The sequence below is a fragment of the Thioalkalivibrio sp. AKL10 genome, from assembly GCF_000381845.1.
GTDB classification, from domain to species: domain Bacteria; phylum Pseudomonadota; class Gammaproteobacteria; order Ectothiorhodospirales; family Ectothiorhodospiraceae; genus Thioalkalivibrio; species Thioalkalivibrio versutus.
The window spans coordinates 24,286-49,116 of the sequence record NZ_KB907145.1 but is presented as its reverse complement, the minus strand read 5'-3'; the positions used below and the strand labels follow the sequence as shown (position 1 = coordinate 49,116).

21 protein-coding genes are annotated in these 24,831 nt (G+C 67.4%); 11 read left to right on the top strand and 10 right to left on the bottom strand.

All coding sequences use genetic code 11. The features are described 5' to 3' along the window. Nucleotides 1–36: 36 nt before the first annotated feature. On the bottom strand, nucleotides 37–2,298 hold the full coding sequence (gene parC, locus G333_RS0111265; RefSeq protein WP_019628498.1) for a DNA topoisomerase IV subunit A: 2,262 nt from the start codon (nucleotides 2,296–2,298) through the stop codon (nucleotides 37–39). A 126-nt stretch (nucleotides 2,299–2,424) separates the two neighbouring features. On the opposite strand from parC, the gene cls reads away from it, so the two are divergent. Both cls and G333_RS0111255 read left to right on the top strand, forming a co-directional pair. Then, complete coding sequence (gene cls / locus G333_RS0111260) at nucleotides 2,425–3,846, top strand: cardiolipin synthase (protein WP_019628497.1); 1,422 nt, start codon at nucleotides 2,425–2,427, stop codon at nucleotides 3,844–3,846. A 164-nt stretch (nucleotides 3,847–4,010) separates the two neighbouring features. Next, nucleotides 4,011–6,914, top strand: coding sequence for an EAL domain-containing protein (locus G333_RS0111255; RefSeq protein WP_019628496.1), 2,904 nt, complete (start codon nucleotides 4,011–4,013; stop codon nucleotides 6,912–6,914). Between the two features lie 15 nt (nucleotides 6,915–6,929). Here G333_RS0111255 and G333_RS0111250 read toward each other — a convergent pair whose 3' ends face one another. Continuing rightward, the gene (locus G333_RS0111250; RefSeq protein WP_019628495.1) at nucleotides 6,930–8,660 is read right to left on the bottom strand and encodes a diguanylate cyclase domain-containing protein; all 1,731 of its coding nucleotides are present in this window, start codon (nucleotides 8,658–8,660) and stop codon (nucleotides 6,930–6,932) included. Between the two features lie 153 nt (nucleotides 8,661–8,813). Between G333_RS0111250 and G333_RS0111245 the strand changes: the two genes are divergently transcribed. Beyond that, nucleotides 8,814–9,311 carry a DUF3293 domain-containing protein gene (locus tag G333_RS0111245; RefSeq protein ID WP_019628494.1) on the top strand — a complete coding sequence of 166 codons (498 nt, stop codon included), beginning with the start codon at nucleotides 8,814–8,816 and terminating at the stop codon, nucleotides 9,309–9,311. Nucleotides 9,312–9,319: 8 nt separating this feature from the next. On the opposite strand, the gene G333_RS0111240 is transcribed toward G333_RS0111245, so the two are convergent. Continuing rightward, nucleotides 9,320–9,787, bottom strand: coding sequence for a CopD family protein (locus G333_RS0111240; protein ID WP_018144117.1), 468 nt, complete (start codon nucleotides 9,785–9,787; stop codon nucleotides 9,320–9,322). Between the two features lie 171 nt (nucleotides 9,788–9,958). Between G333_RS0111240 and G333_RS0111235 the strand changes: the two genes are divergently transcribed. Beyond that, entirely contained in the window at nucleotides 9,959–10,348 is a 390-nt protein-coding gene (locus G333_RS0111235) for a RidA family protein (protein ID WP_019571141.1), read from the top strand. Next, a complete protein-coding gene (gene recG / locus G333_RS0111230) occupies nucleotides 10,348–12,435 on the top strand; it encodes an ATP-dependent DNA helicase RecG (protein ID WP_081624544.1) in 2,088 nt (695 codons plus the stop codon). Before G333_RS0111235 ends, recG begins: the two co-directional genes overlap by 1 nt. Before the next feature lie 304 nt (nucleotides 12,436–12,739). Here recG and G333_RS0111225 read toward each other — a convergent pair whose 3' ends face one another. The 3 genes from G333_RS0111225 to G333_RS0111215 all read right to left on the bottom strand — a co-directional run bounded on the left by G333_RS0111225 (nucleotide 12,740) and on the right by G333_RS0111215 (nucleotide 15,887). Further along, on the bottom strand, nucleotides 12,740–13,282 hold the full coding sequence (locus G333_RS0111225; RefSeq protein ID WP_019628492.1) for a DJ-1 family glyoxalase III: 543 nt from the start codon (nucleotides 13,280–13,282) through the stop codon (nucleotides 12,740–12,742). 22 nt (nucleotides 13,283–13,304) lie between these two features. Then, nucleotides 13,305–14,579 (bottom strand): S41 family peptidase, encoded by a 1,275-nt coding sequence (locus G333_RS0111220; protein ID WP_019628491.1) that lies wholly within the window; start codon nucleotides 14,577–14,579, stop codon nucleotides 13,305–13,307. Nucleotides 14,580–14,705: 126 nt separating this feature from the next. Further along, complete coding sequence (locus tag G333_RS0111215; protein WP_038038323.1) at nucleotides 14,706–15,887, bottom strand: murein hydrolase activator EnvC; 1,182 nt, start codon at nucleotides 15,885–15,887, stop codon at nucleotides 14,706–14,708. A gap of 74 nt (nucleotides 15,888–15,961) precedes the next feature. Here G333_RS0111215 and G333_RS0111210 point away from each other — a divergent pair, with 74 nt between their 5' ends. From G333_RS0111210 to G333_RS0111185, 6 genes are all read left to right on the top strand, one after another. Continuing rightward, a complete protein-coding gene (locus tag G333_RS0111210; RefSeq protein ID WP_026182005.1) occupies nucleotides 15,962–16,297 on the top strand; it encodes a helix-turn-helix transcriptional regulator in 336 nt (111 codons plus the stop codon). A 28-nt stretch (nucleotides 16,298–16,325) separates the two neighbouring features. Beyond that, the gene (locus G333_RS0111205) at nucleotides 16,326–16,754 is read left to right on the top strand and encodes a rhodanese-like domain-containing protein (RefSeq protein ID WP_018144124.1); all 429 of its coding nucleotides are present in this window, start codon (nucleotides 16,326–16,328) and stop codon (nucleotides 16,752–16,754) included. Further along, nucleotides 16,754–17,044 (top strand): glutaredoxin 3, encoded by a 291-nt coding sequence (gene grxC, locus G333_RS0111200; RefSeq protein ID WP_018938373.1) that lies wholly within the window; start codon nucleotides 16,754–16,756, stop codon nucleotides 17,042–17,044. The genes G333_RS0111205 and grxC overlap by 1 nt, the downstream gene beginning before the upstream one ends. Before the next feature lie 111 nt (nucleotides 17,045–17,155). Next, nucleotides 17,156–17,683, top strand: a complete 528-nt coding sequence (gene secB, locus G333_RS0111195) for a protein-export chaperone SecB (protein WP_018938372.1) — start codon at nucleotides 17,156–17,158, stop codon at nucleotides 17,681–17,683. A 299-nt stretch (nucleotides 17,684–17,982) separates the two neighbouring features. After that, complete coding sequence (locus tag G333_RS0111190) at nucleotides 17,983–18,975, top strand: NAD(P)H-dependent glycerol-3-phosphate dehydrogenase (RefSeq protein WP_019628489.1); 993 nt, start codon at nucleotides 17,983–17,985, stop codon at nucleotides 18,973–18,975. Between the two features lie 99 nt (nucleotides 18,976–19,074). Next, on the top strand, nucleotides 19,075–19,653 hold the full coding sequence (locus G333_RS0111185; RefSeq protein ID WP_018144128.1) for a hypothetical protein: 579 nt from the start codon (nucleotides 19,075–19,077) through the stop codon (nucleotides 19,651–19,653). A gap of 75 nt (nucleotides 19,654–19,728) precedes the next feature. Here G333_RS0111185 and G333_RS0111180 read toward each other — a convergent pair whose 3' ends face one another. The 4 genes from G333_RS0111180 to G333_RS0111165 all read right to left on the bottom strand — a co-directional run bounded on the left by G333_RS0111180 (nucleotide 19,729) and on the right by G333_RS0111165 (nucleotide 24,626). Beyond that, nucleotides 19,729–20,013, bottom strand: a complete 285-nt coding sequence (locus G333_RS0111180; protein WP_018144129.1) for a hypothetical protein — start codon at nucleotides 20,011–20,013, stop codon at nucleotides 19,729–19,731. A gap of 336 nt (nucleotides 20,014–20,349) precedes the next feature. Further along, on the bottom strand, nucleotides 20,350–22,008 hold the full coding sequence (locus G333_RS0111175; protein WP_019628488.1) for a BCCT family transporter: 1,659 nt from the start codon (nucleotides 22,006–22,008) through the stop codon (nucleotides 20,350–20,352). Nucleotides 22,009–22,076: 68 nt separating this feature from the next. Further along, on the bottom strand, nucleotides 22,077–23,228 hold the full coding sequence (locus G333_RS0111170; protein ID WP_019628487.1) for a putative zinc-binding metallopeptidase: 1,152 nt from the start codon (nucleotides 23,226–23,228) through the stop codon (nucleotides 22,077–22,079). 108 nt (nucleotides 23,229–23,336) lie between these two features. Then, on the bottom strand, nucleotides 23,337–24,626 hold the full coding sequence (locus G333_RS0111165; protein ID WP_019628486.1) for an alpha/beta hydrolase: 1,290 nt from the start codon (nucleotides 24,624–24,626) through the stop codon (nucleotides 23,337–23,339). Nucleotides 24,627–24,831 lie beyond the last annotated feature (205 nt).

The following is a 24,831-nucleotide window of genomic DNA, read 5'->3' as shown; positions in this document are numbered from 1 at the left end:
CCGCCGCGTTCACAGACCACACAGGTACGCGCGGGTTCAGGCCGGGCGCACCTCCAGGCTGTCCGCGTTCTGATAACCGCGCGGGAGCTGACGCCCGCGACGCGCGCGCTCGCCAACGTACTCGGCCCATTCCGCCGGGGCCAGTGCCTTGAAGCGCTTGCCCGCATGCACGACCAGGGTGTCCTGCGGCGCCAGCACAGCCACCCCGAGCACCCGCTCGGAGCCATCCTTGAGCGCCGCGGACGGGATGCCGATCAGCTTGTTGCCCTTGCCGCGCGCCAGGTCCGGCAACCCCGCGGCCGGAAACACCAGCAGATAGCCGCGGGTCGTAACCACCGCGATGTGATCCTCGTGCGGGTTGCGCACCGGCGCCGGCTGCAGCACGGCCGCGCCAGCCGGTACGCTCAGCACGTTCTTGCCTGCCTTCTGCCGGCCGAGCAGGTCACCCAGCTTGGCAATGAAGCCGTAGCCGTGATCCGAGCCCAGCAGCCAGCGGTCTTCCTCCGCCCCGGTGGCCAGGCCCACAAAACGCGCCCCCTCCGGCGGGTTCACCCGGCCGGAAAGCGGCTCGCCCTGGCCGCGCGCCGACGGCAGCGTGTGGGCCGCAATGGTGTAGGTGCGACCGGTGGAGTCGATGAACGCCACCGGCTGGTTGCTGCGCCCGATGACTGCCGCCTGGAAGGCATCCCCGGCCTTGTAATTGAGCCCGCGGGGATCGACATCGTGGCCCTTGGCCGCCCGCGCCCAGCCCTTCTCCGAGAGCACAATGGTCAGCGGCTCGGTCGGCACCAGCGCCGACTCATCCAGCGCCTGCGCGGCCGCGCGCTCGACCAGCGGCGAGCGCCGCTCGTCGCCATACTCCTTCGCGTCCTTCTCGATCTCGCGACGCACCAGGGTGCGCAGGCGGCGCTCGGAGCCCAGCGTCTTCTCCAGCCCATCGCGCTCCTGACTGAGCTCGTCCTGCTCGCCGCGGATCTTCATCTCCTCGAGCTTCGCCAAGTGGCGCAGTTTCAGCTCCAGGATCGCCTCAGCCTGGATGTCGCTGAGGCCGAAGCGGCTCATCAGTTCCGGCTTCGGCTGGTCGTATTCGCGGATGATCGCGATCACCTCGTCGATATTGAGATAGGCGATCAGCAGGCCTTCCAGCACGTGCAGCCGCGCCTGCACCTTCTCCAGACGCCATTGCAGGCGCCGACGCACCGTCTCGATCCGGAACTGCAGCCACTCGCCGAGCAGCCCTGCCAGGTCGCGTACCCGCGGCCGACCGTCGAGGCCGATCACGTTCATGTTCACGCGGTAGGTCTTCTCGAGATCCGTGGTCGCGAACAGATGCGCCATCAGGCCCTCGACGTCCACCCGGTTCGAGCGCGGGGTAATCACCAGGCGCGTCGGATGCTCGTGGTCGGACTCGTCGCGCAGGTCCTCGACCATCGGCAGCTTCTTCGCGCGGATCTGGGCGGCGATCTGCTCCAGCAGCTTGGCACCGGAGACCTGATGCGGCAGCGCGGTCACCACGATGTCGTCGCCCTCGCGCTCGTAGCGCGCCCGGGCCCGGATCGAGCCCTGGCCGGTCTCGTAGACCTTTCGCAGCTCGGCCGGCGGGGAGATGATCTCGGCCTCGGTGGGGAAATCCGGCGCCGGGAGGATCGCGCACAACTCCTCGACCGTTGCCTTTGGGTGCTCCAGCAGGTGCACGCAGGCGGCGGCCACCTCGCGCAGGTTGTGCGGCGGGATGTCCGTCGCCATACCCACCGCGATCCCGGAACCGCCATTGAGCAGCACGTTCGGCAGCCGCGCCGGGAGCATCTTCGGCTCGTCCAGCGCACCGTCGAAGTTGGGCACCCAGTCCACCGTGCCCTGACCCAGTTCGGAAAGCAGCAGCTGCGCATAACGCGACAGGCGCGACTCGGTGTAGCGCATCGCCGCAAAGGACTTGGGATCATCCGGCGAACCCCAGTTGCCCTGCCCGTCCACGAACGGATAGCGATAGGAGAACGGCTGCGCCATCAGCACCATCGCCTCGTAGCACGCCGAGTCCCCGTGCGGATGGAACTTGCCGAGCACGTCGCCCACGGTGCGCGCGGACTTCTTGTATTTGGCGGTGGCGGAGAGCCCCAGCTCGCTCATCGCGTAGATGATCCGCCGCTGTACGGGCTTCAGGCCGTCGCCGATATGCGGCAGCGCACGGTCCAGGATCACGTACATGGAGTAGTCCAGGTACGCCTTCTCGGTGAAGTCCTTCAGCGGCAGCTGCTCGCCGCTGTTGGCGAACAGGCTGGGGGTCTCGATATCGGTCATCGACGGTCTCGCGGACGTGGATGGGCCGGGGTTTTACGCCGGGTCGGGCCCGCGTACTGTAGCGGGCACGCGCCCGGCGTTCCACGGGTGCAGTCGGAAAACGCATCATCGACAAGGAGTCCGTCCGTGCCGGATACAGGCTGGACCGCCAGTATCGTCGCCATCGCCGTCTTCGCCCTGGCGGTGATGAGCGTCGTGCACGCGCTGCTGCAACGCCGCGATACCGGGACCGTCATCGCCTGGGTCGGGCTGATCGTGCTGCTGCCCCTGGCCGGCTCGCTGCTCTACTGGCTGTTCGGCGTCAATCGTATTCGCCGGCGGGCCCACGCCCTGCGCGAGGGCTACCTGATCGCCGACCCCAGCACCGACGGGACCAGCCTGGCCGAGCCACCGGAACGCTGGCAGCGCCTGCTGCGTTCCGGGGACCGCCTGAGCCCGTTCCGCCTGGTCGGTGGCAACGCGATCGAACCGCTGTTCGACGGCGATCGCGCCTACGCGCAGATGCTGGCCGCGATCGACGCGTCCCGTCACAGCATCAGCCTGGCCACGTACATCTTCGACTATGACCAGGTAGGCGAGCGCTTCGTCGCCCACCTGCAGCAGGCACAGGACCGGGGCGTGCAGGTGCGCATCCTGATCGATGCCATCGGCGCCCGCTACAGCCGTCGCAACACCCTGCGCCAGCTGCGCCGGGTGGGCCTGCCTGCCGCCGCCTTCATGCCGGTACACCTGCCGAGCAGCCTGGCCGCCTTCAACCTGCGCAATCACCGCAAGATGCTGGTGATCGACGGCGCCCGCGCCTTCACCGGCGGCATGAACATCCGCCGCGGCCACAGCCACACCAACCCCGGTCCGCACCCCATACACGACCTCCACTTCGAGCTGCGGGGTCCGGCCTGCACCCAGTTGCAGCGGGTCTTCGCGGAAGACTGGCAATTCGCCACCGGCGAACGCCTGGAGGGTCCGCTCTGGCTTCCGCTGTCCGTAGACCCCGCCGGCGCGCGCGCCTGCCGCGGCCTGCCGGACGGCCCGGACGAGGACTTCGAGGTCCTGAACTTCACCCTGCAATCAGCGCTGGCCGAAGCACGCGAACAGGTCACCATCGTGACCCCGTACTTCCTGCCCGACGTGGCGCTCACCGGGGCGCTGAAGGCCGCGGCCCTGCGCGGGGTCCAGGTCGACATCCTGATCCCCGCCCGGAGCAACCTGCGCCTGGTGGAATGGGCCAGCCGCCCGCAGCAGGCGGAACTGCTGGAGCGCGGCTGCCGGCTGTGGCTCACACCACCACCGTTCAACCACGCCAAGCTGATGCTGGTAGACCGCGAGTGGGCCCTGGTTGGCTCCGCCAACTGGGACCCGCGCAGCCTGCGCCTGAACTTCGAGTTCAACCTGGAATGCCTGGATGCCGGACTGGGCCAGGAACTGGCCAGCTGGACCGACGCGCTGCGCGCACAGTCGCACCCCCTGACGCTCGAGGAGGTCCGTGCCCGGCCGCTCGCGACCCAACTGCGCGACGGGGCCGCGCGCCTGCTCACGCCGTATCTGTGACCGACCGTTAGCCACCCCCGCGGTGACCCTCACGCGAACCGGGACGCGCGCGCGTGGTCTTTTGTACTGTAGCGGCAGGGACCGAGCGCGGGCACCGACCCGCATCGCTTTACCGCAGGGCGGCAAGGGATGGCACGGCACTGGGATGCAAGCGCAGGGAACCGATGAACGGGATTCTTGCGCCATCGCTCTACCTTGCGGCGGGGCTGGCGATCTACGCCACGCTCAGCCACCTGCTGCACAGCCGGCAAAGCGCCCGGAGCACCGAGCACCGGTTGTTCGCCGCGATGTGCGCCCTGATGGCGGTGCTTGCCGTCGGATCGGCCCAGACCTACCAGGCCGGCACCGTCGAGGCCTATACCCGCGCACTCACCCTGAACGTCTATCTGCTGGGACCGTTCTACGTGCTGTTCGCCGCCTTCGTCGCGGCCCATACGCGCACCCCCGCCCGCTGGCTGATCTCCGGTCTTCTGGTACTGCTGGTCATCACCTGGGTGGTCAACACCCTGCAGCCCTACAGCATGCAGTACCAGGTGATCGACGAACTCCGCCCCCTGGAACTCCCCTGGGGCGAAACCGTGGCTCTCGCAGTGGGCACCATCAGCCCCTGGTTCGGCTTTGGCGTGCTCGCGGTCTTTCTGGTCCTGGGCTTCGCCCTCACCACACTCATCCGGCACTACCGGCGCTATCGCCAGACCACCACCCTGCTCCTGCTGGGCGGGATCGGGGTCTTCGTCCTGTTCACCTTGCAGGGCGTCCTGGCCCGGGGCGGCGCACTGGAGATGCCCCAGCTCGCGCCGTTCGGCTACGTGGTGATGGTCGTCATGATGAGCCTGGTACTGAACCGCGAGACCAGCGAACGCCTGCGTGACTCGGAAAGCCGTTTTCGGGCGCTGGTGGAGCAATCCCCGGTCGGCATCCAGGTACTCACACCGCAGGGCGAGATCCGCCAGTGCAACGCCGCCTGGGAAACCATGCACGGCGCACAAGCCTCCCTGCCGGGCGGCAACGTTCTGGACCGCCCGGATGCCATCGACCGGCACATCCACGAACCGCTCAAGGATGCCCTGCGCGGACACTACCGCGAGATCGGCCCGCTGCCCTACACCCCACCAGCCCGCCCCGACCAGTCGGCCGAACCCGCCGACCCCGGCCCGGCAACCCAGACCACCCCGCTCATCACCCCCGAGCGCTGGCTGCGGGGCTGCATCTACCCACTGCAGGATGCCCGCGGCGAGGTACAGGATGTGATCGTGATGCAGGAGGACATCACCGCCGCGCACCGCAGCGAGGACGCCCTGCGCCTGATCGCCGAGGGGCTGCAGGCGCGCTCGCGCGAGGAGTTCTTCCAGCAGCTGGTTCTCAAGCTGAGCAACCTGTTCGCTGCCGACCATGCCCTGATCGGCATCGAGGATCCGGAAAAACCCGGCGTGGTAGAGACCGTCGCCCTGTGCACCGCGGGGCAGATCGTGGAGAACTTGCGCTACGACCTCGCCGAGACCCCCTGCGAACGTGTGCTGGAGATCGGTACCTGTATCTACCCCTGCGACGTACAACAGCGCTTTCCGGCCGACGAGATGCTGGTGGAGATGGACGCCGAGAGTTATCTGGGGGCCCCGTTGCTGGACAGCCAGGGCACGCTGCTGGGGCACATCGCCATGGTCAACCGATATCCGGTGGAGGATGTCGACAAGGCGATGGAGATCCTCGGGATCATGGCCGACCGCGCAGGGGCCGAACTGGAACGCCTGCACACCGAGGAACACATCCATGCCCTGGCCTACCACGACCCCCTGACCGGGCTGGCCAACCGCACCCGCCTGCACGACGACCTGACCCGCCATATCGAGGAGGCCACCGCCGGCCACCTGCATGGCGGGCTGATCCTGATCGACCTGGACCACTTCAAGACCATCAACGTCGCCCTGGGGCATGCGGTAGGCGACACCGTGCTGGGCGCGGTGGCGGACCGCCTGCGCAGCCATGCCCCAGAGGATGCGCTGATCGTGCGCCTGGGTGGCGACGAGTTCGCCGTTGTCCTGCCCCCCTGCGCCCGGGTACGCGAGACCCTCGAGCCGGAACTGCAGGCAATCGCCGAGCGCATCCTGGAGGCCCTGCAGCGCCCGATTATCATCGGCGAACGCACCTTCGGGGTCGGCGCCAGTCTCGGCTGCGTATGCTATCCCGACGCCGGCGAGAGCTCGGCAGAAGCCCTGCGCCACGCCGATATCGCCCTGTACCAGGCCAAGCGTGCCGGCCGCGGCGGCGTGCAGTTCTACCGCCATGCACTGCAGGACGAGGCGCATGCCCGCCTGCAGATCGAGGACGGGCTACGACAAGCGGCCGAACGTGACGAGCTGGACCTGCACTACCAACCGCAGTTCGATGCCGCCGAGCGCCTGATCGGAGCCGAGGCCCTGCTGCGCTGGCAGCACCCGGAGATGGGCCAGGTCCCGCCGGATCTCTTCATCCCGGTCGCCGAGGAGACCGGCCTGATCCACGGGGTCGGTAACTGGGTCCTGGAACACGCCCTGATGCGGCTGTCGCAGTGGCAGGCCGGGAACCTGCAGCCACCTCGCCTGGCCTTGAATCTCTCGCCCTGGCAACTGGCGCGCCCGGACTTCGTCGACCAGTTCCAGGCGCGGCTGCGCCGATACGGGGTGGACGGCCACGCCCTGACCCTGGAGGTCACCGAATCCGGCCTGCTGCGCGACCTGCCGGACGCCATCACCAAGCTGGGCGCGCTGCGCCGGCTCGGCATGCGCATCGCCCTGGACGACTTCGGGACCGGCTATTCCTCGCTCGCCTACCTGCGCGACCTGCCGGTGGACGAGCTGAAGATCGACAAATCCTTCGTCAAGGAGCTGCTGGCCGGCGGTGACCGGACCCTGATCGAAAACATCGTGGACATTGCCCGCAACATGGAGCTCGACGTCATCGCCGAGGGCGTGGAGCACCCGGAGCAGCGGGAGCAGCTCCTGGCCCTGGGCTGCACCCGGTTCCAGGGCTTCCTGTTCAGCGCGCCGCTGACGCACGAACAATTCGTCGCGCGACTGCATCGACCGTAGACGAGGCCGGCCGATTCAGTCGCGAGCGGCCGGGTCTTCCAGCCCGCAACCCAGCGCGCCGCGCCGGCGCAGGGACAGATCCGTTTGCCGGCGCTCCTCTCCGGAGCATTCCCGGTACAGCACGATCCGGCTGCCGCCTTCCTCCTTCGCCACGTACATCGCGCGGTCGGCGCGCTGCAGCAACGCCTCCACATCGTCCCCGTCCTCGGGGTAGAGCACTGCCCCCATGCTGAGCCCGACGCGAACCGACTCGCGATTCACCTCCACCGGCTCCTCGAAGCGTTCGATCAGCTTGAGTCCGACCCCCGTCACCGCATCCGGATCACGCACATTCTCCAGCAGCAGCACGAATTCGTCGCCGCCCACGCGGGCCACCACGTCGCTCTCGCGCACGCCCTCGCGCAGACGCCGCGCCACGGTCACGAGCATCACGTCGCCGGCATCGTGTCCCAGACGATCGTTGATGGGTTTGAAGCCGTCGAGATCGCAGACCACCAGGGCCAGGCCGGTACCGGCGCGCTGGGCCCGGCGCAGGGCCTGCTGGATATGCTCCTGCAGCAGACTGCGATTGGGCAGGCCGGTCAGGGAGTCATGATGGGCCTGGTGCCACAGGCGCTCCTCGGAGGCCTTGTCGCGGGTGATGTCACGGACCATCCCGAGGACCTGCACGGCGCGGCCTTGGGCGTCCCGATCGATTTCGCCCTCGACCCGCACATGGCGCAGCCCGCCGTCCGCGCGCACCACCCGGTGATCCACCCGGTAATAGGCCTCGTGATCCAGCGCCTCGTTGGTGGCGCGGCGCACCCGCGTACGGTCGTCCGGATGGATGGCTCGCATGTAGGCCTCGAATCCCGCGGTATCGGTTTGCGGGTCGAGCCCGAACAGATCGAATACATGCGTGGACCAGTTCATCCGCAGACCACGAATATCCCAGTCCCAGTAACCGGCCCCGGCAATCCGCTGGGCCTCTTCCAGGCGCTCGGTGGTCTCCTGCAGGGCCGCGGTTCGCCGGGCCACCGCCGCCTCCAGCCCGGCCTGCGTCTCGCGCAGGCGCGCCTCGATCTGCTGGCGCCCCTCCAGTTCCTTGTGCAAGGCGGCGTGATCACGCCAGATCCTCCGGCGCACCCGCACCCACATCAGCGCAATCATCAGCATGGTCAGGACGGTGGCCACCAGCATCACCTGTTGCGCCTGTTCATGGCGTTGCGCCATGGCCGCCACCGCCTCCTCGTTATCACGTTCGAAGGCCGCGAGGATGGCCTCCATCTGTTCCAGCACATCCTCCTGCACCGGCATTGCGTCCGCATACAGGATCGCCAGCGCCTCGTTGCGCCCACCCGCCAGGGCAATGTCGAGGAGCTCGGACAGGATCGGGGCACCGGTCGCGGTCAGCGCACGCAGTTCGGCCAGCAGCGCGGCGTCGCGTGGGGTCCGAGCCAGTAATTCCGCACCCTCGCGGGCGTCCAGGAAGCGCTCGGCCAGCTCGCGAAACTCCCGCTGGTAGCGATCCTGCAGGGCCGGGTCCTCGGCACTGATCACCAGCGAGGCGCGCAGCATACGCTCGCGCACGAGGCTGCGCATGCGATGCACGCGGTCCACCTTCTGCACGTATTCCTCGGTAAGGGCCTGGACGTCGTACTGCAACTGCTGCACCCGAAGCCAGCTGGCGACGGCGACCACCGCAACCAGCAGCAGCACCACAACAAAGGCACCGGTCAGCCCGGGAACGAAGGGACGCGGGGCCATCGCGTCTCAATCCCAGCCGGGGAGGGGCCGGTCCATGGACGCACCCGCACCCGACGAGGCACCACAAACCGCTGTCGCATCCTTGACGCGCATCCCGCTCCCCCTGTTTGATCGACCACATCCGCACGATCCAGGCGGGGAGGTTGCCGCGAGATGTCCACCAATACAAGCAAATACCGCGACCGGATGTCCGCCTCGCGCCCGGAGTCGCCCGCTCCCGTAGCGCAGCTGGCGACACTGGAGAAGGCCTACCTAAGCGCCGCCTACTGCCTGGAGATCGAGGGCAGCAGCCGAGTTCTGCACATCGACCAGCCCGCGGAGGATGTCACGGCCTGGATGGCCGAGCGGGACATGCAGCGCCTGGTCCTGTTCACCGCCTGCAATCCGGGCAGCCGCCCAAGCACCGAGGGTGAAAACATCCAACGCCAGCGCCGGCTGGAGCAGACCGTGGCCGAGCACGGCCTGCGCGCATGGCCTGCCCGCAACCGCGACCCGCGCGGCCAGTGGCCGGACGAACCGGGCCTGGCCATCGCGGACCTGCCCGACGACCTGCTGGCGCGCTGGCTGGAGGCCTTCGGCCAGAACGCAGCCGTGCTACTGGAACCGCCGGCTCTGCCCCGGCTGGTATGGCACCCGGGGCTAGGAAGGTAGCGTGCCTCCTACAACGGCAGGCGACCGCCCGAAGCGACCACGATCGTCACCAGACCGATGACGGTGTTGATCCCGACCAGGATGCGGATCTGCCCCAGCCGGCGCAGGCCCTCCTCGGTATCGTTTGCCGCAATGGCCTTGCGCATCCGCCGATAGGGGGCGAAGAACACATGGGCAAAGATCGCCATCATGATCAGACCCAGCAGCAGCATGGTGTGCACGCTGGGATGCACATCACCCATGCCGCCGAACACCCCGAAGATCAGGTAGAAGCCGGTCACCAGGATTACCAGCACCGAGGCCCAGACCCAGGGGAAGAAGCGCGCGAACACCCCCTCCCAGAGCTTCAGCCGCGCCGGCCCCTCGAGCTGCTGCCCGGCCACCGGGCGCAGGAACATGTAGGCGAAGAACATGCCGCCCACCCAGATCACCACGGCCAGTACATGCAGCACGTTTGCCAATGCGTATCCCGTCATTGCCTGCTTCCTTTTGTCATTACGGATGTGGCCCGCAGTGTAGCCGTCCGCGTGCACGGCTGCCGAGCCCCCCGACCGCACACGCGTGCGGATTGATCAGTAGAATGGCGGGTCCGCATCCAGCAATCGCTGGCCCTATCAAGATTCAACCCGGCAGTACAAGGAGTCCACATGTCGCGCGAGATCATCCAGACCGAAAACGCCCCGGCCGCCATCGGCCCCTACTCGCAGGCCGTGCGTACCGGCGACACCCTGTACCTGTCCGGCCAGATCCCGCTGGACCCGGCCACCATGGAACTGGTCGACGGCGGCATCGAGGACCAGATCCGCCAGGTGTTCGCCAACCTCCAGGCTGTCCTGGAGGCGGCGGGAGCCAGCACCGCCGATATCGCCAAACTGAACATCTTCCTGATCGACCTGGCTCACTTCCCGCTTGTGAACAAGATCATGAGCGAAGTCTGCAACGAGCCCTACCCGGCACGTGCCGCGATCGGCGTGGCCGCCCTGCCCAAGGGCGCCCAGGTGGAAATGGACGCCATCGCCTGGTGCCCGCGCGACTGATTCGCGCTGCGCGAACCCAACCGGTGGAGCTGCAGGTCCCGCTGACCGCGCTGAAGGGTGTCGGCCCGGCGGTGGCGGAACGACTGGAGCGTCTGGGTCTGGAGCAGGCCGGGGACCTGCTGTTCCATCTGCCCCTGCGCTTCGAGGATCGCACGCGCCTGACGCCGATTGCCGCGCTGCGTCCGGGGCTGGCTGCACTGTTCGAGGGGCGCGTCACCCACTCCGAGGTGATCCACCGCCGCCGGCGCATGCTGGTGGTCACCCTGGCCGACGGCCAGGCCCAGGTCCTGCTGCGGTTCTTTCACTTCGGGGCCAACCAGCAGCGCCGCCTGAGCCCCGGCACGTGCATCCGCGCCTTCGGCGAACCCCGCGGCATGCCCGGCGCACTGGAGTGCGTGCACCCGGAGATCCAGACCGTGGGCGATAGCCCGCCGGCCATGGAGTCGCACCTGACCCCGATCTACCCGACCACCGAGGGCGTGTCGCAAAAGCTGCTACGCCAGCTGGTCGCGCACGCCCTGCCGGGGATGCAGGCCCTGCCCGACCTGCTTCCGGAACTACCCCGGCAGGGCCTGCCTGGCCTGCATAACGCCCTGGAGCAGCTCCATCACCCACCGGCGCAGGCCGACGCACTGGCCGCCCTGGACACCCCGGAGAACCGCAGCCCGGCGCGCACACGGCTGGCCCTGGAAGAGCTCTGCGCCCACCAACTCGCGCGCATGCAGCAGAGCCGGATGCCCGCGGACACACGCAGCGCCCCGGTCATCCAGCCCCCGGGGGCGCTGTGGCAACAACTGCGCGGGCAGCTCCCCTTCGAACCCACCGGCGCACAGGAGCGTGTTACCGAAGAGATCCTGGCCGACCTCGCGCGCCCGCAGCCGATGAACCGTCTGGTCCAGGGCGATGTCGGCTCCGGCAAGACCCTGGTCGCGGTCGCAGCCGCGCTGGCGGCGGTAGAGGCCGGCTATCAGGTGGCGTTCATGGCCCCGACCGAACTACTCGCCCGCCAGCACGGGCGCAATCTTGCCCAGTGGATGGAACCACTGGGCGTCGCGATCGCCTGGCTGGGCGGGCGCCAGACGGCCAGCGAACGCGGCCAGCTGCTCGCGGAACTGGCCAGCGGGCAGCGCCAGGTCGCGATCGGGACCCACGCCCTGTTCCAGGAGGAGGTGCGGTTTCATCATCTGGGGCTCGCAATCATCGACGAACAGCACCGCTTCGGCGTGCACCAGCGCATGGCCCTGCGCGACAAGGGCAACGGCCGGATGCCGCATCAGCTGATCATGACCGCCACCCCGATCCCGCGCACCCTGGCCATGGCCCTGTACGCGGAACTGGCCAGTTCGGTCATCGACGAACGCCCGCCCGGGCGCACCCCGGTACGCACCGCGCTGATCAGCCACGAGCGCCGTGACGAGGTCATCGAACGCATCCGCGCCGCCTGCGGCTCCGGCACCCAGGCCTACTGGGTCTGCCCGCTGGTGGAGGAATCGGAACAACTGGAGGCGGAATCGGCCGAGGCCACCGCCGAACGCCTGCGCGAGGCGTTGCCGGAGCTGACCATCGGACTGGCCCACGGACGCATGAAGGGACCCGAGCGCGATGCGGTGATGGAGCGCTTCCGCGCGGGCGCGATCGACCTGCTGGTGGCGACTACCGTGATCGAGGTCGGCGTCGACGTCCCCAACGCCAGCCTGATGATCATCGAGAATGCCGAACGCATGGGGCTGTCGCAGCTGCACCAGCTGCGCGGCCGGGTCGGGCGCGGCAGTGCCGCCTCGGCCTGCGTGCTGCTTTACCGTCCGCCACTGGGCGATACCGCACGCGAGCGCCTGGAGGCGATGCGCCGCACCGACGACGGCTTCGAGATTGCGGAGGTGGATCTCAAGCTGCGCGGTCCGGGCGAACTGCTGGGCACGCGCCAGACTGGCGATCGCAGCTTCCGCGTCGCCGACTGGTCACGCGACCAGGACCTGCTCGACGAGGCCACCACTCTCGCGGCACGCATCGAGAAGGACCCGGCGCGCGCCGCCGCCCTGATCGAACGCTGGCTGGGCACCGCCACCCGCTACGCGACCGTGGGATAGCCCAAAAACGAAGGGCGAATCCACCACGAAGCGCACGAGGAAGGTCAAAAGCTTCCACCACAGAGTTGGCGCCCCGTCCGGGGACGACGCGCTATCGCGCACGAAACAGCGCGTGTTGACGACCTCCATCGGGCCTTTTGAGGCGTATCAGAAAGGCCACGATCGTTTTGCAGCGGGCAGGATGCGGATGAGCGCAGCGAATCGCATCGGCCTCGCGGAATGATCCGGGCCCCGATGCGTTTCGCTGCGCTCAACACATCCTACCCTCTTCGTATCTTCCTTCGTGTCTTCGTGGTTAAGACCATCAGGGTCTTAGCAGCGGGCCCTCGACGGCGTCGCGGGCCTCGCGGCCGGCGAGCTGTTCGATCAGGGTCAGGGCGAAGTCCATCGCGGCACCCGGGCCACGGCCAGTGATCAGGCGCCCGTCGATCTCCACCGGGGCGCCGGTGGACGGGATTCCCGCCTCGTCCAGCGCGCCGGTGAAGGCCGTCACGGTGCGGCCCTCCAGCAGCCCGGCCTCGGCCAGCGCCTTGGGCCCGGCACAGATCGCGGCCAGGTATCCCTCGCGTTCAGCCTGCGCCCGCAGCAACCCCTGCACCCGGGCGTCGTCGCGCAGGTGATTGGCGCCGGGCAGGCCACCCGGCAGGACGATCAAGTCAAAGGACTGATCCAGCACCTGATCAACCGTGGTATCCGGCTGGATGACCGTGCCCCGCGAGCAGGTCACCGGCCCGGGCTCCAGCCCGGCCACGGTGACCTCGAATTGCGCCCGGCGCAGCAGGTCGATGATCGTGACCGCCTCCAGTTCCTCGGCCCCGGCGGCCAGGGGCACCAGTACGTTCGGCATCAATCCTCCCTGTCCGCCGCGCTCAGCGGCGGTTGTAGAAGTTCAGGCCCTTCAGGAGATTCAGCGCCTCGTTCATACCGTAATCGCGCTCGGCCAACGTCTCGCCATTGTCTTCGTCCGCATCCACAGATTCCGGCAGACCGTCACGGCCCATGCGGGCGCCGCCGTTTTCGCTGTCGGAGCGCTGCACCACGAGCTGCTGCAGGCGGATGTCCGGGTCAATCCCGTCCTCGTTGATGGCACGGCCCTCAGGCGTGAAGTAACGCGCGGTGGTCAGCTTGATCCCGGTGTTCTGGGTCAACGGCAGGATGGTCTGCACGGAGCCCTTGCCGAAGGTGTTCTGACCCATAACCACGGCCCGCCTGTGGTCCTGCAGCGCACCCGCCACGATCTCGGAGGCGGAGGCCGATCCGCGATTGACGAGGACGACCATCGGCGCGCCCTTGAGAACATCCCCCGGCGAGGCCTGGTAGCGGAACTGCGAATCCTCCAGCCGACCTTCGGTGTAGACGATCAGGCCTTCTTCGAGGAAGGCGTCCGAGACGCCCACAGCGCCCGTCAGAATGCCACCGGGGTTGTTGCGCAGATCCAGCACGAGCCCCTGCAGCTCGCCCTGTTCCTGCAGGTCTTCGATCGCCCGCACCAGGTCGCGTGCCGTGCGCTGCTGGAAATTGCTGATGCGTACGTAGCCGAAGCCGTCCTCCAGGATCTCGGAGCGCACGCTCTGCACCTGGATCACGTCGCGGGTGATGGTGATTTCTTTCGGGCGGTCCTCGCCATCGCGCAGGATGGTCAGGGTGATGTCCGAGCCTTTCTCGCCCCGCATCTTGGCAACCGCGTCGGACAGGGACATACCCTTCACCGACTCGCCATCCAGGCGAATGATCAGGTCACCGGCCTCGACCCCGGCACGGCTGGCCGGGGTGTCATCGATCGGCGCGATGACCTTGACGAAGCCGTCTTCCATGCCAACCTCGATGCCCAGACCGCCAAACTCGCCGGAGGTCCCGACCTGCATGTCCTCGAAGTCCTGTTCGTCCAGATAGGCCGAATGCTGGTCAAGGCCGGACAGCATCCCCTGGATCGCATTGTCCAGGAGATCCTTGTCTTCGACCTCGGTGACGTAATTGCGCTTGATGCGCATGTATACGTCAGTGAAGCGCTGCAGATCTTCTACTGGCAAAGCGGATTGCGCGCCATTGTCGCGGTCGGCGTAGACCGCCACCGAGACACTCAACATGACCCCGACAACCAGTCCGACGATCAGGGAGTATCCGGTGCGACAAGACTTGCTCATTACCTTTCCTCGTTCACTTGAGGTGATTTGTGTGAAGATGGTAGCACCCGCAATGTGACGGCTGCCTGAATGCACGCCACCGATCGGCCTTTTGCCGGGGCATGGGCGCATTCCATCTTTTTCCCTCTACTGAGAGGGCCACCAGCTCTCGGGGTTCAATGGTCCGCCGTTGTGACGGATCTCGAAGTAAAGCCCGGGCGCAATCGCCTCGCTGCCCTCGCCCGCCACGGCCAGTTGCTCGCCAGCACCCACGGTCTCGCCTTCCGCCACCAGGATCTCCTCTACGTTGGAGTAGAGCGTCAGGTAGCGCTCCCCATGATCGACGATCACCAGGAAGCCGTAGCCCTGCATCCAGTCGGCGTAGACCACCTGGCCGTAGTGCACCGCGCGTACCGCCGTGCCGTTATCGACCGCCAGCACCGCGCCACGCCAGCGCGAGCGCAGGCGGCTGCCACGGGACTCGTTGAAACTGCGGATCACGCGGCCTTCGGCCGGACGCGGAAGCTCGCCCTCCAATTCCACGAAGGCCACGTCCGGCCGTTCGGGGGTGGACTCGCGGGGTGCCGCGGCACGCGCCGCGCTGCGCGCCTCGACCTCCTCGATCACCGTCTCCAGGGTCTCGGCATTGCGCGCCAGGCGCTCCAGTTCCAGCGACTCGTCCTCGATCACCGCCTCCAGCTCCGCCATCGCCTGGCGCTGGTGCGCCTCCTCGCGTTCCAGATCCGCGACCGCCGCGCGGGCCTGCTCTTCCCGTTCTGCCAGCACCGCCCGCTCCCGCGCGAGGTTCTCGCGCGCCGTCTCCAGCGCCTCGATGCGGTCGCGCAACACGACCAGGGCCTGCTCGCGCGCTTCGCGGATGCGCGCGGCAAACGCGGCCTGATGGCGGTGCTCCGCAGACTGACCGTCGCTCCGTCCGGGATGGCGTTCGCCCTGCCACTGATCGCGCACCAGGCGGGCCGCGGCGCGGCGTTCTGCCTCCAGCCGCTCCCGGGCCTCGTCCACACGGTCCTCCTGGTCGGCGACCACCGCCTCCTGACGCGAACGCGCCCGCGCCAGCTCGCGCAGCTCCTGGCGCGAGGCCTCGGTCCCGCGAGCGGCCTCCGCAAGCAGCCCTTCCAGCTGCTGCAGGGCCGCGTAACGCTCTTCCTGGCTGCGCTCCAGGTCCTGGATGGCCTCGCGCGTCTCGCGCAGCTCCGCCTCCGGTTCCAGCGCCACGGCGCTGACCGGCCACAGAAAACAGAGCAACACACCGCACCACAAAAGGGCGCGTGAACCGCTTGGATGACTCAAGATTGCGCAAATTCGCATATCGGGGTACGTTTAGGTTCTTATATTCTGACCCAGTTGCGAGGGCCTTCCCTCGCGAGCAAGAGAGGCATGCCGTGAGCAACGAAACGGTTGAAGACGAAATGTACGTCGAAGACGGTTTGATGTCCCAGGACGAAGACATCGAGCGGGCCTCGCGCTCGCTCAAGGCCATGTCCCACCCGCTGCGTCTGAAGATCCTCTGCATTCTCGGCGATCGCGAAATCAGCGTACAGGAAATCGTCGATCAGGTCGGGACGTCGCAGAGCAACATCTCGCAGCATCTCGGCATCCTGCGCGACAAGGGCATCCTCGCCACGCGCAAGGACGCCAACCGGGTTTACTACCGGGTGGGGGACTCCCGGACCCTGCGCCTGATCGGTATGATGCAGGACGTTTTCTGCAGTTCCTGACACCCACCCCTCCGATCCGGTCTCCCGAATGCTTGAACGCCTGCCCGAATTTCTCGCCAACCACCCCATCCTGACCGGCGCCCTGCTGGCGGTGATCGGGATGATCCTGTTCGTCGAACTGCGACGCCTGAACCGCAAGTATCGCTCGCTCTCCCCGGTCGAGGCGGTGCGCGTGATCAACCAGGACGACGCCCTGGTACTGGACGTGCGCGAGGACAACGAAGTCGCCTCCGGGCGCATCGGCGGCGCCAAGCATATCCCGCTCGGCAGCCTGAAAAAGCGCATGGGCGACATCGAGAAATACAAGGACAAGCCGGTGGTGGTGTACTGCCGCAGCGGCAACCGCTCCGCCAGCGCCGCGCAGCAACTGACCGCGGCCGGGTTCGAGGACGTAGTCAACCTGCAGGGCGGCATCCAGGCCTGGCAATCGGCCAACATGCCCATCAAGAAGAAGTAATGCAGTTCGAGGTCTACTCCAGCGGGCGCTGTCCATTCTGCCTGCTCGCGCGGCGCCTGCTCAATCAGCGTGGCTACCCGTTCGCGGAGTACGCCGTCGACCGCGAACCCGGTCTGCGCGCGGAGATGGAACAGCGCGCCGCCGGCCGCAGCTCGGTCCCGCAGATCTTTCTCGGCGACACACACATCGGCGGCTTCGACGAACTGCAGGCGATGGACAGTAACGGCCAACTGGCGCGCCTGGCCAGTGAGGCCGGCCTCGAAGCCCCGACCGACAACGCCTCCGGATAACACGCGCCGCCGCCGGCAACGGGCGGCAAACGGGATCGCCCCGGCGACCCCGAAAAACACCGCTCATCCCCCTTACAATGCCCCGATTCCAGACGACTGCGAGACAACATCATGGCTGAAGAGAAGAATTCCCCGAAGAGCGGCAACGGCGCGGCCCAGGCCGAACAGAGTGACCGGCCCGACTTCTCCATCCAGAAGGTCTTCATCAAGGACCTGTCCTTCGAGGCGCCGGAATCCCCCGAGGTATTCATGCGCGAGTGGAAGGGCGAGACCAACATCCAGCTGAACACCAACGCACGTCCGATCGACGAGGCCGCCGGCGCCTTCGAGGTGGAACTGGGCCTGACCGTGACCACCGAATCCGACGGCAAGACCGCCTATCTGGTCGAAATCAAGCAGGCCGGCGTGTTCATCCTGCGCAATTTTGCCGAGGATCAGCGCAACCACCTGCTGGGTGCCTACTGCCCCAACGTGCTGTTCCCGTTCGCCCGCGAAACGGTGGCCGATCTGGTACTGAAGGGCGGCTTCCCGCAGCTCCTGCTACAGCCGGTCAACTTCGAGTCGCTGTATGCCCAGCACCTGCAGGAACAGAAGCAACAGGCCGGCGGGGAACAGGCCGAGCCCACGCAACAGGCCTGACGCGAGGCGCCGAGGGAAACACTGATTCATGTACACACTCGCGTTGGTACCCCAGGTTTTCCGAGACAAGGCGCGTCGTGCAGCGGGTAGTGGTTCTACCCGCAAGCGGCGCAACGCAGGATCGGGGAACCTGGGGTACCAACCCCACAAATTATTGAAAGCAGGGGCTCGGCCGCTTTTGCGTGGGAACGGCGTTGCGGCTCCCTTGTGTAGAATGACTGCACCGCAGTCACCGCGCCTTGTTCGCACGCAAAAGCGGCTCGAGCGCGAGCGTGTACATGAATCAGTGTTTCCCTAGGATGCGTATCGCGGTCCTCGGAGGCGGCTGCTGGGGCACGGCGCTGGCGGTGCATGCGGCCCGTCTGCATGCCGACGTCGCCCTGTGGGTGCGCAACGACGCCACGGCCGGGCAACTGGAACGCGAGCGCGAGAACGCCCGCTACCTTCCCGGCCTGCACCTCCCGGACAACCTGCGCGTCAGTGCCGACCCGGCGATCATCGAGGGCCGCGACCTGGTCCTGATCGCAGTCCCCTCCGGCGCCTTCCGCGAAACCCTGCGCTGGATCGCCCCGCGGCTCGCACGCGAACAGGTAGTCGCCTGGGCCACCAAGGGCCTGGAGACAGCAACCGGGGCCTGGCTGCACGAGATTGCCGAACAGGAACTGGGGCCCGAGCGCCCGCCCGCTCTGATCTCCGGGCCCTCCTTCGCCGCCGAGGTGGCGCAGGAGCAGCCGACCGCGCTGTCCGTGGCCTCCAGCGACGAGGGCCACATGGACTGCCTGGTTACGGCCCTGCACGGGCGCTCGCTGCGCCTGTACCGCAATACGGACGTGATCGGCGTGGAACTGGGCGGCGCGCTGAAGAACGTGCTCGCGGTGGCCACCGGTATTGCCGACGGCGCCGGGTTCGGGGCCAATGCGCGCGCCGCACTGATGACCCGCGGGCTGGCCGAGATCCAGCGCTTCGGCGCGGCGGTCGGCGCCCGTCCGACCACCCTCACCGGCCTCTCCGGACTGGGGGACATGATCCTCACCTGCACCGACAACCAGTCGCGCAACCGGCGCCTGGGCCGGATGCTGGGCGAAGGCCTGGATCTCGACAGCGCCCGCGCGCGGGTGGGACAGTCGGTGGAGGGTGTAGAGACCGCCCGGGTCGCTGTGGCGCGGGCGAAGGCACTGGAAGTGGACATGCCGATCTGCGCCGAGGTGCACGCGGTGCTCTATCAGGGCCGCCCGGTGCACGACACTGTGCGCCGGCTGCTGGAACGCGACGCCACCCGCGAAGAGGACTGAAGCCGCGTCCGCAAAAGCCCCGCGCGACACCCGCACAATCGCCCGTACGCTCCGGTCGGACTACCGTGGCCCTCACACGCGAACGCAACGGAGAACCGCATGAGCAAGGCCTGGAAGGAACTGGACCTGGAAGGTGGCGGCCTGCAGGCGGTCAACGCCCGCCTCGCTCGCGAGATGCGCACCCGCCCTGCGGCCTACGCTGCGTGGATCCTGTTCCCGCTCGGGCTGCATCGCTTCTACCTGCGCGAGCCGCTGGGCGGCGCCGGCTTCCTGGCACTCAGTGCGGCCACCCTGGCCCTCGCCGGATTTGGCCCCGCCGCCTGGTGGTTGCTACCGCTGATTATTGGCGTGTCATGGGCGCTGGTGGACCTGTGGTGGATCGACCGTCGGGTGACCGACTACAACAAGGAGCTACGCAAGCAGCTCTTCCTGCGCAAGGGCCACAAGCCACCGCAGGACTACCGTGGCCGCTACACCAGCGACGAAGACGCCCGCCGCGAACTGGACGAATACCAGCAGATCAAGGAAGCCGAAAAGCCCGGGCAATCAGGCCTGGCCGGTCGCAACGACCCGGCCCGCGACGCCGGCGGCAAGCGCCGCATGCCCAGCTTCAACGAACAGGAAGCCATGCTGCGCCAGATGCGCAAGGACAAAAACAAAGGCGACGGGAACAACTGACCGCCGCCTTCACAAGATCGCCGAGGTTGCGCCGCCCCCGGTTGCGGCCACGCCCGACGGCATGGCCCGTGGCGCTCAGTTCTCGCCGGGGCGCCACACGCCACTGGCCTCCTGCGGCGGCGGGGCGGTCTGCTTGCGGCTCTCGACGTCCACGAACACCGACTCGGTAAATTCGGAGAGCTGCTTGAGGTACTCCTTGCGCTCGTTCACCGACTCCGGCATCTGCGCGACCATGAACCCGGTGATTGCGCTCAGGTACTGCACGGCCACGATGGGTTGCTGCGCCTTCGGGTCCACCTCGGTCAGCAGATCCTGGACCTTCTGAATCAACTCGCCGGACAACTGCAGGGTATCGCTCATGGGGTTCCTCTCGCGGTTCGTGAAATCGTTGCGCACAGGCTACGGCAAGCCCCGCCACCCCGAAAGTGAACGCAAGATGCGCGGGCCTTTCCCTCCCTGGTGTGTTCAACACGAAGCGCGCGAAGGCACGAAGAAGGTCACGTTCAAGAGCGATTTGAACCACAGAGGGCACAGAAGACACGGAGAACATCAGGGTTGAAGGGCAAGGCGGATCGAACTGCGCCTTCGCCACCCAGGCGTTACCGCGTTCCTTCCTTTTCTCTGTGCCCTCTGTGGTGCAAAGGCTTTTGACCTTCTTCGTGCCTTCGTGTGCTTCGTGGTGGAAAACAGGGGCGGTCAGGAGCGACGAGGGTCGTCGTCTTCGTCACGGGCCTCGGGGGCATCGTCGTCCATATCAAAGTCCTCGTGGACGCGATCCGGCGGAATGGTCCATGGCTCGCTGGGGGCGACCGTATGCGCGCCCGGGCGTGGGGCATAGCGCTCGTCTTCCAGGGCGCGCATCAGGCCCACCACCATCATCAGCATCACCAGCGAGAACGGCAGCGCGGCCAGGATGACTGCATTCTGCAAGACCTCCAGCCCGCCAGCCAGCAGTAGCACGCCGGTCACCAGACCGATCATCGCACCCCACAGGATCAGGTGAATCGCCCGGTGTTCGGTGGACCCATGGGCCAGCAGGGTGTTGATGACCACGATGCCGGCATTGGCCGAGGTCAGCAGGTAGGTCGCAATCAGTACCGTAATCAGGACGGCCCCGCTCTTCGCGATCAACCAGGGCTCCAGGGTCTCCATGGTGGCGAAGGTTGCCATGGTCAGGTCCTCCGCCACCTGATCGGCAATGTTCGCGATGCCCTCGACCTCGGCGTGCAGGGCCGTACCGCCCAGCAGTGCGAGCCAGAAGAAGGTGATCAGGGTCGGCACCAACAGCACCCCGGTGACGAATTCGCGCAGGGTACGCCCGCGCGAGATGCGCGCGATGAACAGCCCGACGAACGGCGCCCAGGCCAGCCACCAGCCCCAGTAGAAGACCGTCCAGTCGGAGTGCCACTCGTCCAGGTGGTGCGCATGGGTGTACAACGACAGCCCCAGCAGGTTCTGCATGTAACTGCCACTGGACTGCACCACCAAGGCCAGCAAGTACTGGGTTGGACCCCATACCAGCAGTAGCCCAAGCAGAGCGACACTGAGCCACAGGTTGGCCTGGCTGACCCGCTGCACCCCGGCCTGCATCCCGGCCACCACCGACACGATCGCAGTCACCGTCAGCAGCGCCGTCAGCAGCAGGAGACCGCGATCCCCTTCCAGCGAGAGGCCCACGGTATGCGCCAACCCGGCCTCCAGCTGCTGGATACCCAGCCCCAGAGTCGTTGCGATCCCGAAGACCGTGGCCACGATGGCGAGCAGATCCACCAGATCGCCCGGCCAGGTATGGCTGTACTTGCCGATCAGCGGGTGCAGGGCCGAGCGCAGCGCCAGAGGCTGGCCCTTGCGGAAGCTGAAATAGGCCAGGATCAGTGCCAGCAGCGCGAACACACCCCAGGCATTCAGCCCCCAGTGGAAATACGTCAGCACCATCGACATGTCGGCGGCGGCCGCCTGGTTGCCGTTCTCGGCCAGAAACGGGTTGCCGCCGTAATGCGACAGCGGCTCGGCCACCGCCCAGAACAGCAGGCCGACGCCCATGCCGGCGGCGAACAGCATCGACAGCCAGGACAGCGTGGTGAACTCCGGGACCTCGTCGTCGCGCCCCAGGCGAACGTTCTTGTAGCGCCCGACCCCGAGCCAGATCACCATGACCAGGAAGAAGGCCATGATCACCACGTAATACCACTCCAGCAGCGGCGTCACGAAGGCACGCGCATCCCCCACCACCGCGCCCAGCTGCTCGGTTCGATAAACCCCCAGCAGGGCGATGATCACCACGAGGATCAGCGCCAGCGGCGCAACACGCGGGTTCAGCCCCTTGAACGGGCCGCGGGTGGCAACGTTGTACATCTCGCGTCCTTTCGCTTGCGCGATGGATGTATTTCAGGACCGGACCTTTGCCGATCCATGCCAGCAGATCAAGGGCCGGTGGCGCCCGCCGGTTGTACGCGGCTGCCCATGCGGAAATCCTGAATGACCTGATGCACGAACGCCAGCTTGGCGATCGCGGTAGCGGTCAGCACGAAGGGGTAGACATGCGAGTGGCCCATACTGCGGTTGAGGCTGTTCAGGGCGCTGACCAGCGGCAGCCAATGCTCCAGAAGCAGATCGAAGTCCGCCGTGGCATAGGCATCAAAAGCCGGCAGATTCCCCTGTGCCCCCAGCCGCGCCGACGGTCCGGCGACGGGTTCGATGTCCATGTTGTAGGCAGAGGCCGTGTCCAGCGTATCCACGATGTGCATATAGTGAGCCCAGGTCTCGGCCCAGTCTTCCCAGGGGTGCGAGCTGGCATAGGCGGACACGAACGAGGCCTGCCAATCCGCCGGCGGACCGCCGGTGTAATGGCGCCGCAGGGCCTCGTCGTAGTCCGCGCGCTCGTCGCCGAAGCGCTCGCGAAAATCGGTATGCCAGTGGCTACCGCGAATCAGTCGATCCCAGTAGTAGTGCGCGGACTCATGGCGAAAGTGGCCGAGAATGGTGCGATAGGGTTCGGCCATCGCCTCGCGCATGCGCTCGCGCACCGCGGGATCGGCCTCGGCGATATTGATCGTAATGAGCCCGTGCGAATGGCCGGTGACCACGCCACCGCCCTCGCGGAATTCCGGGGCCGGGTCGGCCAGGAAATCAAACGCAATCCCCCCAGGATCGCTTTTCCGCGGCACCACCGGCAGGCCCAGGCGCAACAGGCCATATACCAGGCGTCGCTTCTCGGCCTCCAGACGCTCCCACAGCCGCGCATTGCCCGGCACACTGAGGTCCGGGATGGTGCGATTCAGGCGGCAGGCGCGACAGAACGGCTCGGCTTCTTCATGTGGCACCATCCAGTTGCACACCGCGTCTACCGCATAGTGCCGGCACTGGCGATAAAACAGCCCGTCCGGCTCGTCCGCTACCCGCCACAGGCCACCGGGGATCGGTCGCCCGCGGGCGCCCACAGCCTCCCCCGCCGGCACCAGGGCGGAGACCTCCAGGCGGTCCGGCAGGAATCCCAGCCGGTGGCCGCAGCGGGTACAGAAGGTGTTGTCGAAGTACACCCCCTGCCCACAGACCTCGCACTCGAACAACTGCATCGCGCTCCCCGTTGGCTGGCCTGCCGCCAGAAGATCCGGGCGGCAGTCATCCTTTCAGACTACGCCGATCCCGCTGCGCCGTCGCGGTGCAACCGGGTCGCCAGGGCCTCACTCGCCCTGCACGCCGGACAGCAGCCCTTCCACCCGTTCCAGCACCAGTGGGTGCGACAGGATACCGGCATGCGTGGTCGCCACCCCGAAGACCGAGGCCGCCTCGCGCTGCGCGGGCGGGTGCAGCATGCTGGCGAGAGTGACCACCCCGTCCGCAGTGGCGCGCGCACCTCCCTCCCCGCGCTGGTAGCCAAACAGCAGGTGCAGCTCGGTCACCTCCGTGTTGGCATCCGCGAACAGGCCTTCCAGGTAATCGCTGCCCGGGGCCATGTCGCGCCATACCGGAATGACCACCGGCGAACGATCAACACCCCGCTGGGCGCGTTCGTGTCCGGCCCAGGGAGTGGACAGGGTGATCATCGCCGGCACGGTCGCCGCCGCCTCGCGCCGGGCGCGCTCGTTCAGGAAGCCGCGCGCGATCAGCCCCCCCATGCTGTGTGCCACCACCGGCAGTGACTCGACGCCGTGGCGTACCTCCAGCTCCTCGACCACCTGTGCCAGGTGCGCCGCGGCCGACTGCAGCGGCAGCCCGGAGGCGTAATAGTAGAACCACGGCTGGTAACGTTCTCGGTCAAGCCCCTCCAGCAGCCCAGCGAAATCCCGCGGCGAGCCGTTCATCCCGTGCACGAACAGCACGGGCGTCCGAGCGGGATCGTATGGCTCAAGAAAGTACACCCCGGCATACCCCGCCAGCACGAAATCCAGAGGGCGCCACTGGCTGCCCCGCGCCACCTCGTTCGCGAAACGCGGATCCTCCAGATGGGTGATCTCGCCGTAGACCGTCACCCGACCCAGGCTCAGCGGCGCCGCGCCGTCCCCGGGACCCCGTGTATCCGGCAGGTGAATGGCGTGCGCCAGGCGATCACTCCCGTTCACGCGGATATCGATCCCGGTCAGCCGTCCGCCAGGACCACAATCCAGCGAATCGCCGCCCGCGACGTGCTGGACCGGTGCGCCGGCCGGATGCGCGCGATCACCATCCTCGTCGCGGAAGGCCAGCACGCTGTAACGACCAGGCTCCAGGGCAAAGAACCAGCTCCCGCCGCGCGCGCTCACCACGTGGTCCACCGGTTCGGGCACAACGGCGCCGGCGACCGGCTCGCGGAACACCGCCACCACATAGGGCCCGGTCCGTTCCGACTCATCCGCCCCTTCGTTCGATCCTACCGTACCGCTGATCACACAGGCCCCGCCCATCCGCGCCAGCTGCTCGCGCGCATCCAGCAGCGAACACCCCACCAGCCCCAACACCACCGCCAGGACCGCACACACCCGCAACACACCCATTCTGAACATCCCTATCCGACAGCGCCCAGACCCCGAGTGTAGCGAGCCGGCAATCGTGGCGCTGCCTGGTGCCCACCCACCGCAACATCCGCCCCCCTGCCGCAAGATCTTGGAAGCCACCCCCACGTGAACCAGCCAGACTTACAGGCAAAAGCCGCTCCGGACGGACACCCGCCCGGTCAGCCACACCACGACACGCCCACCC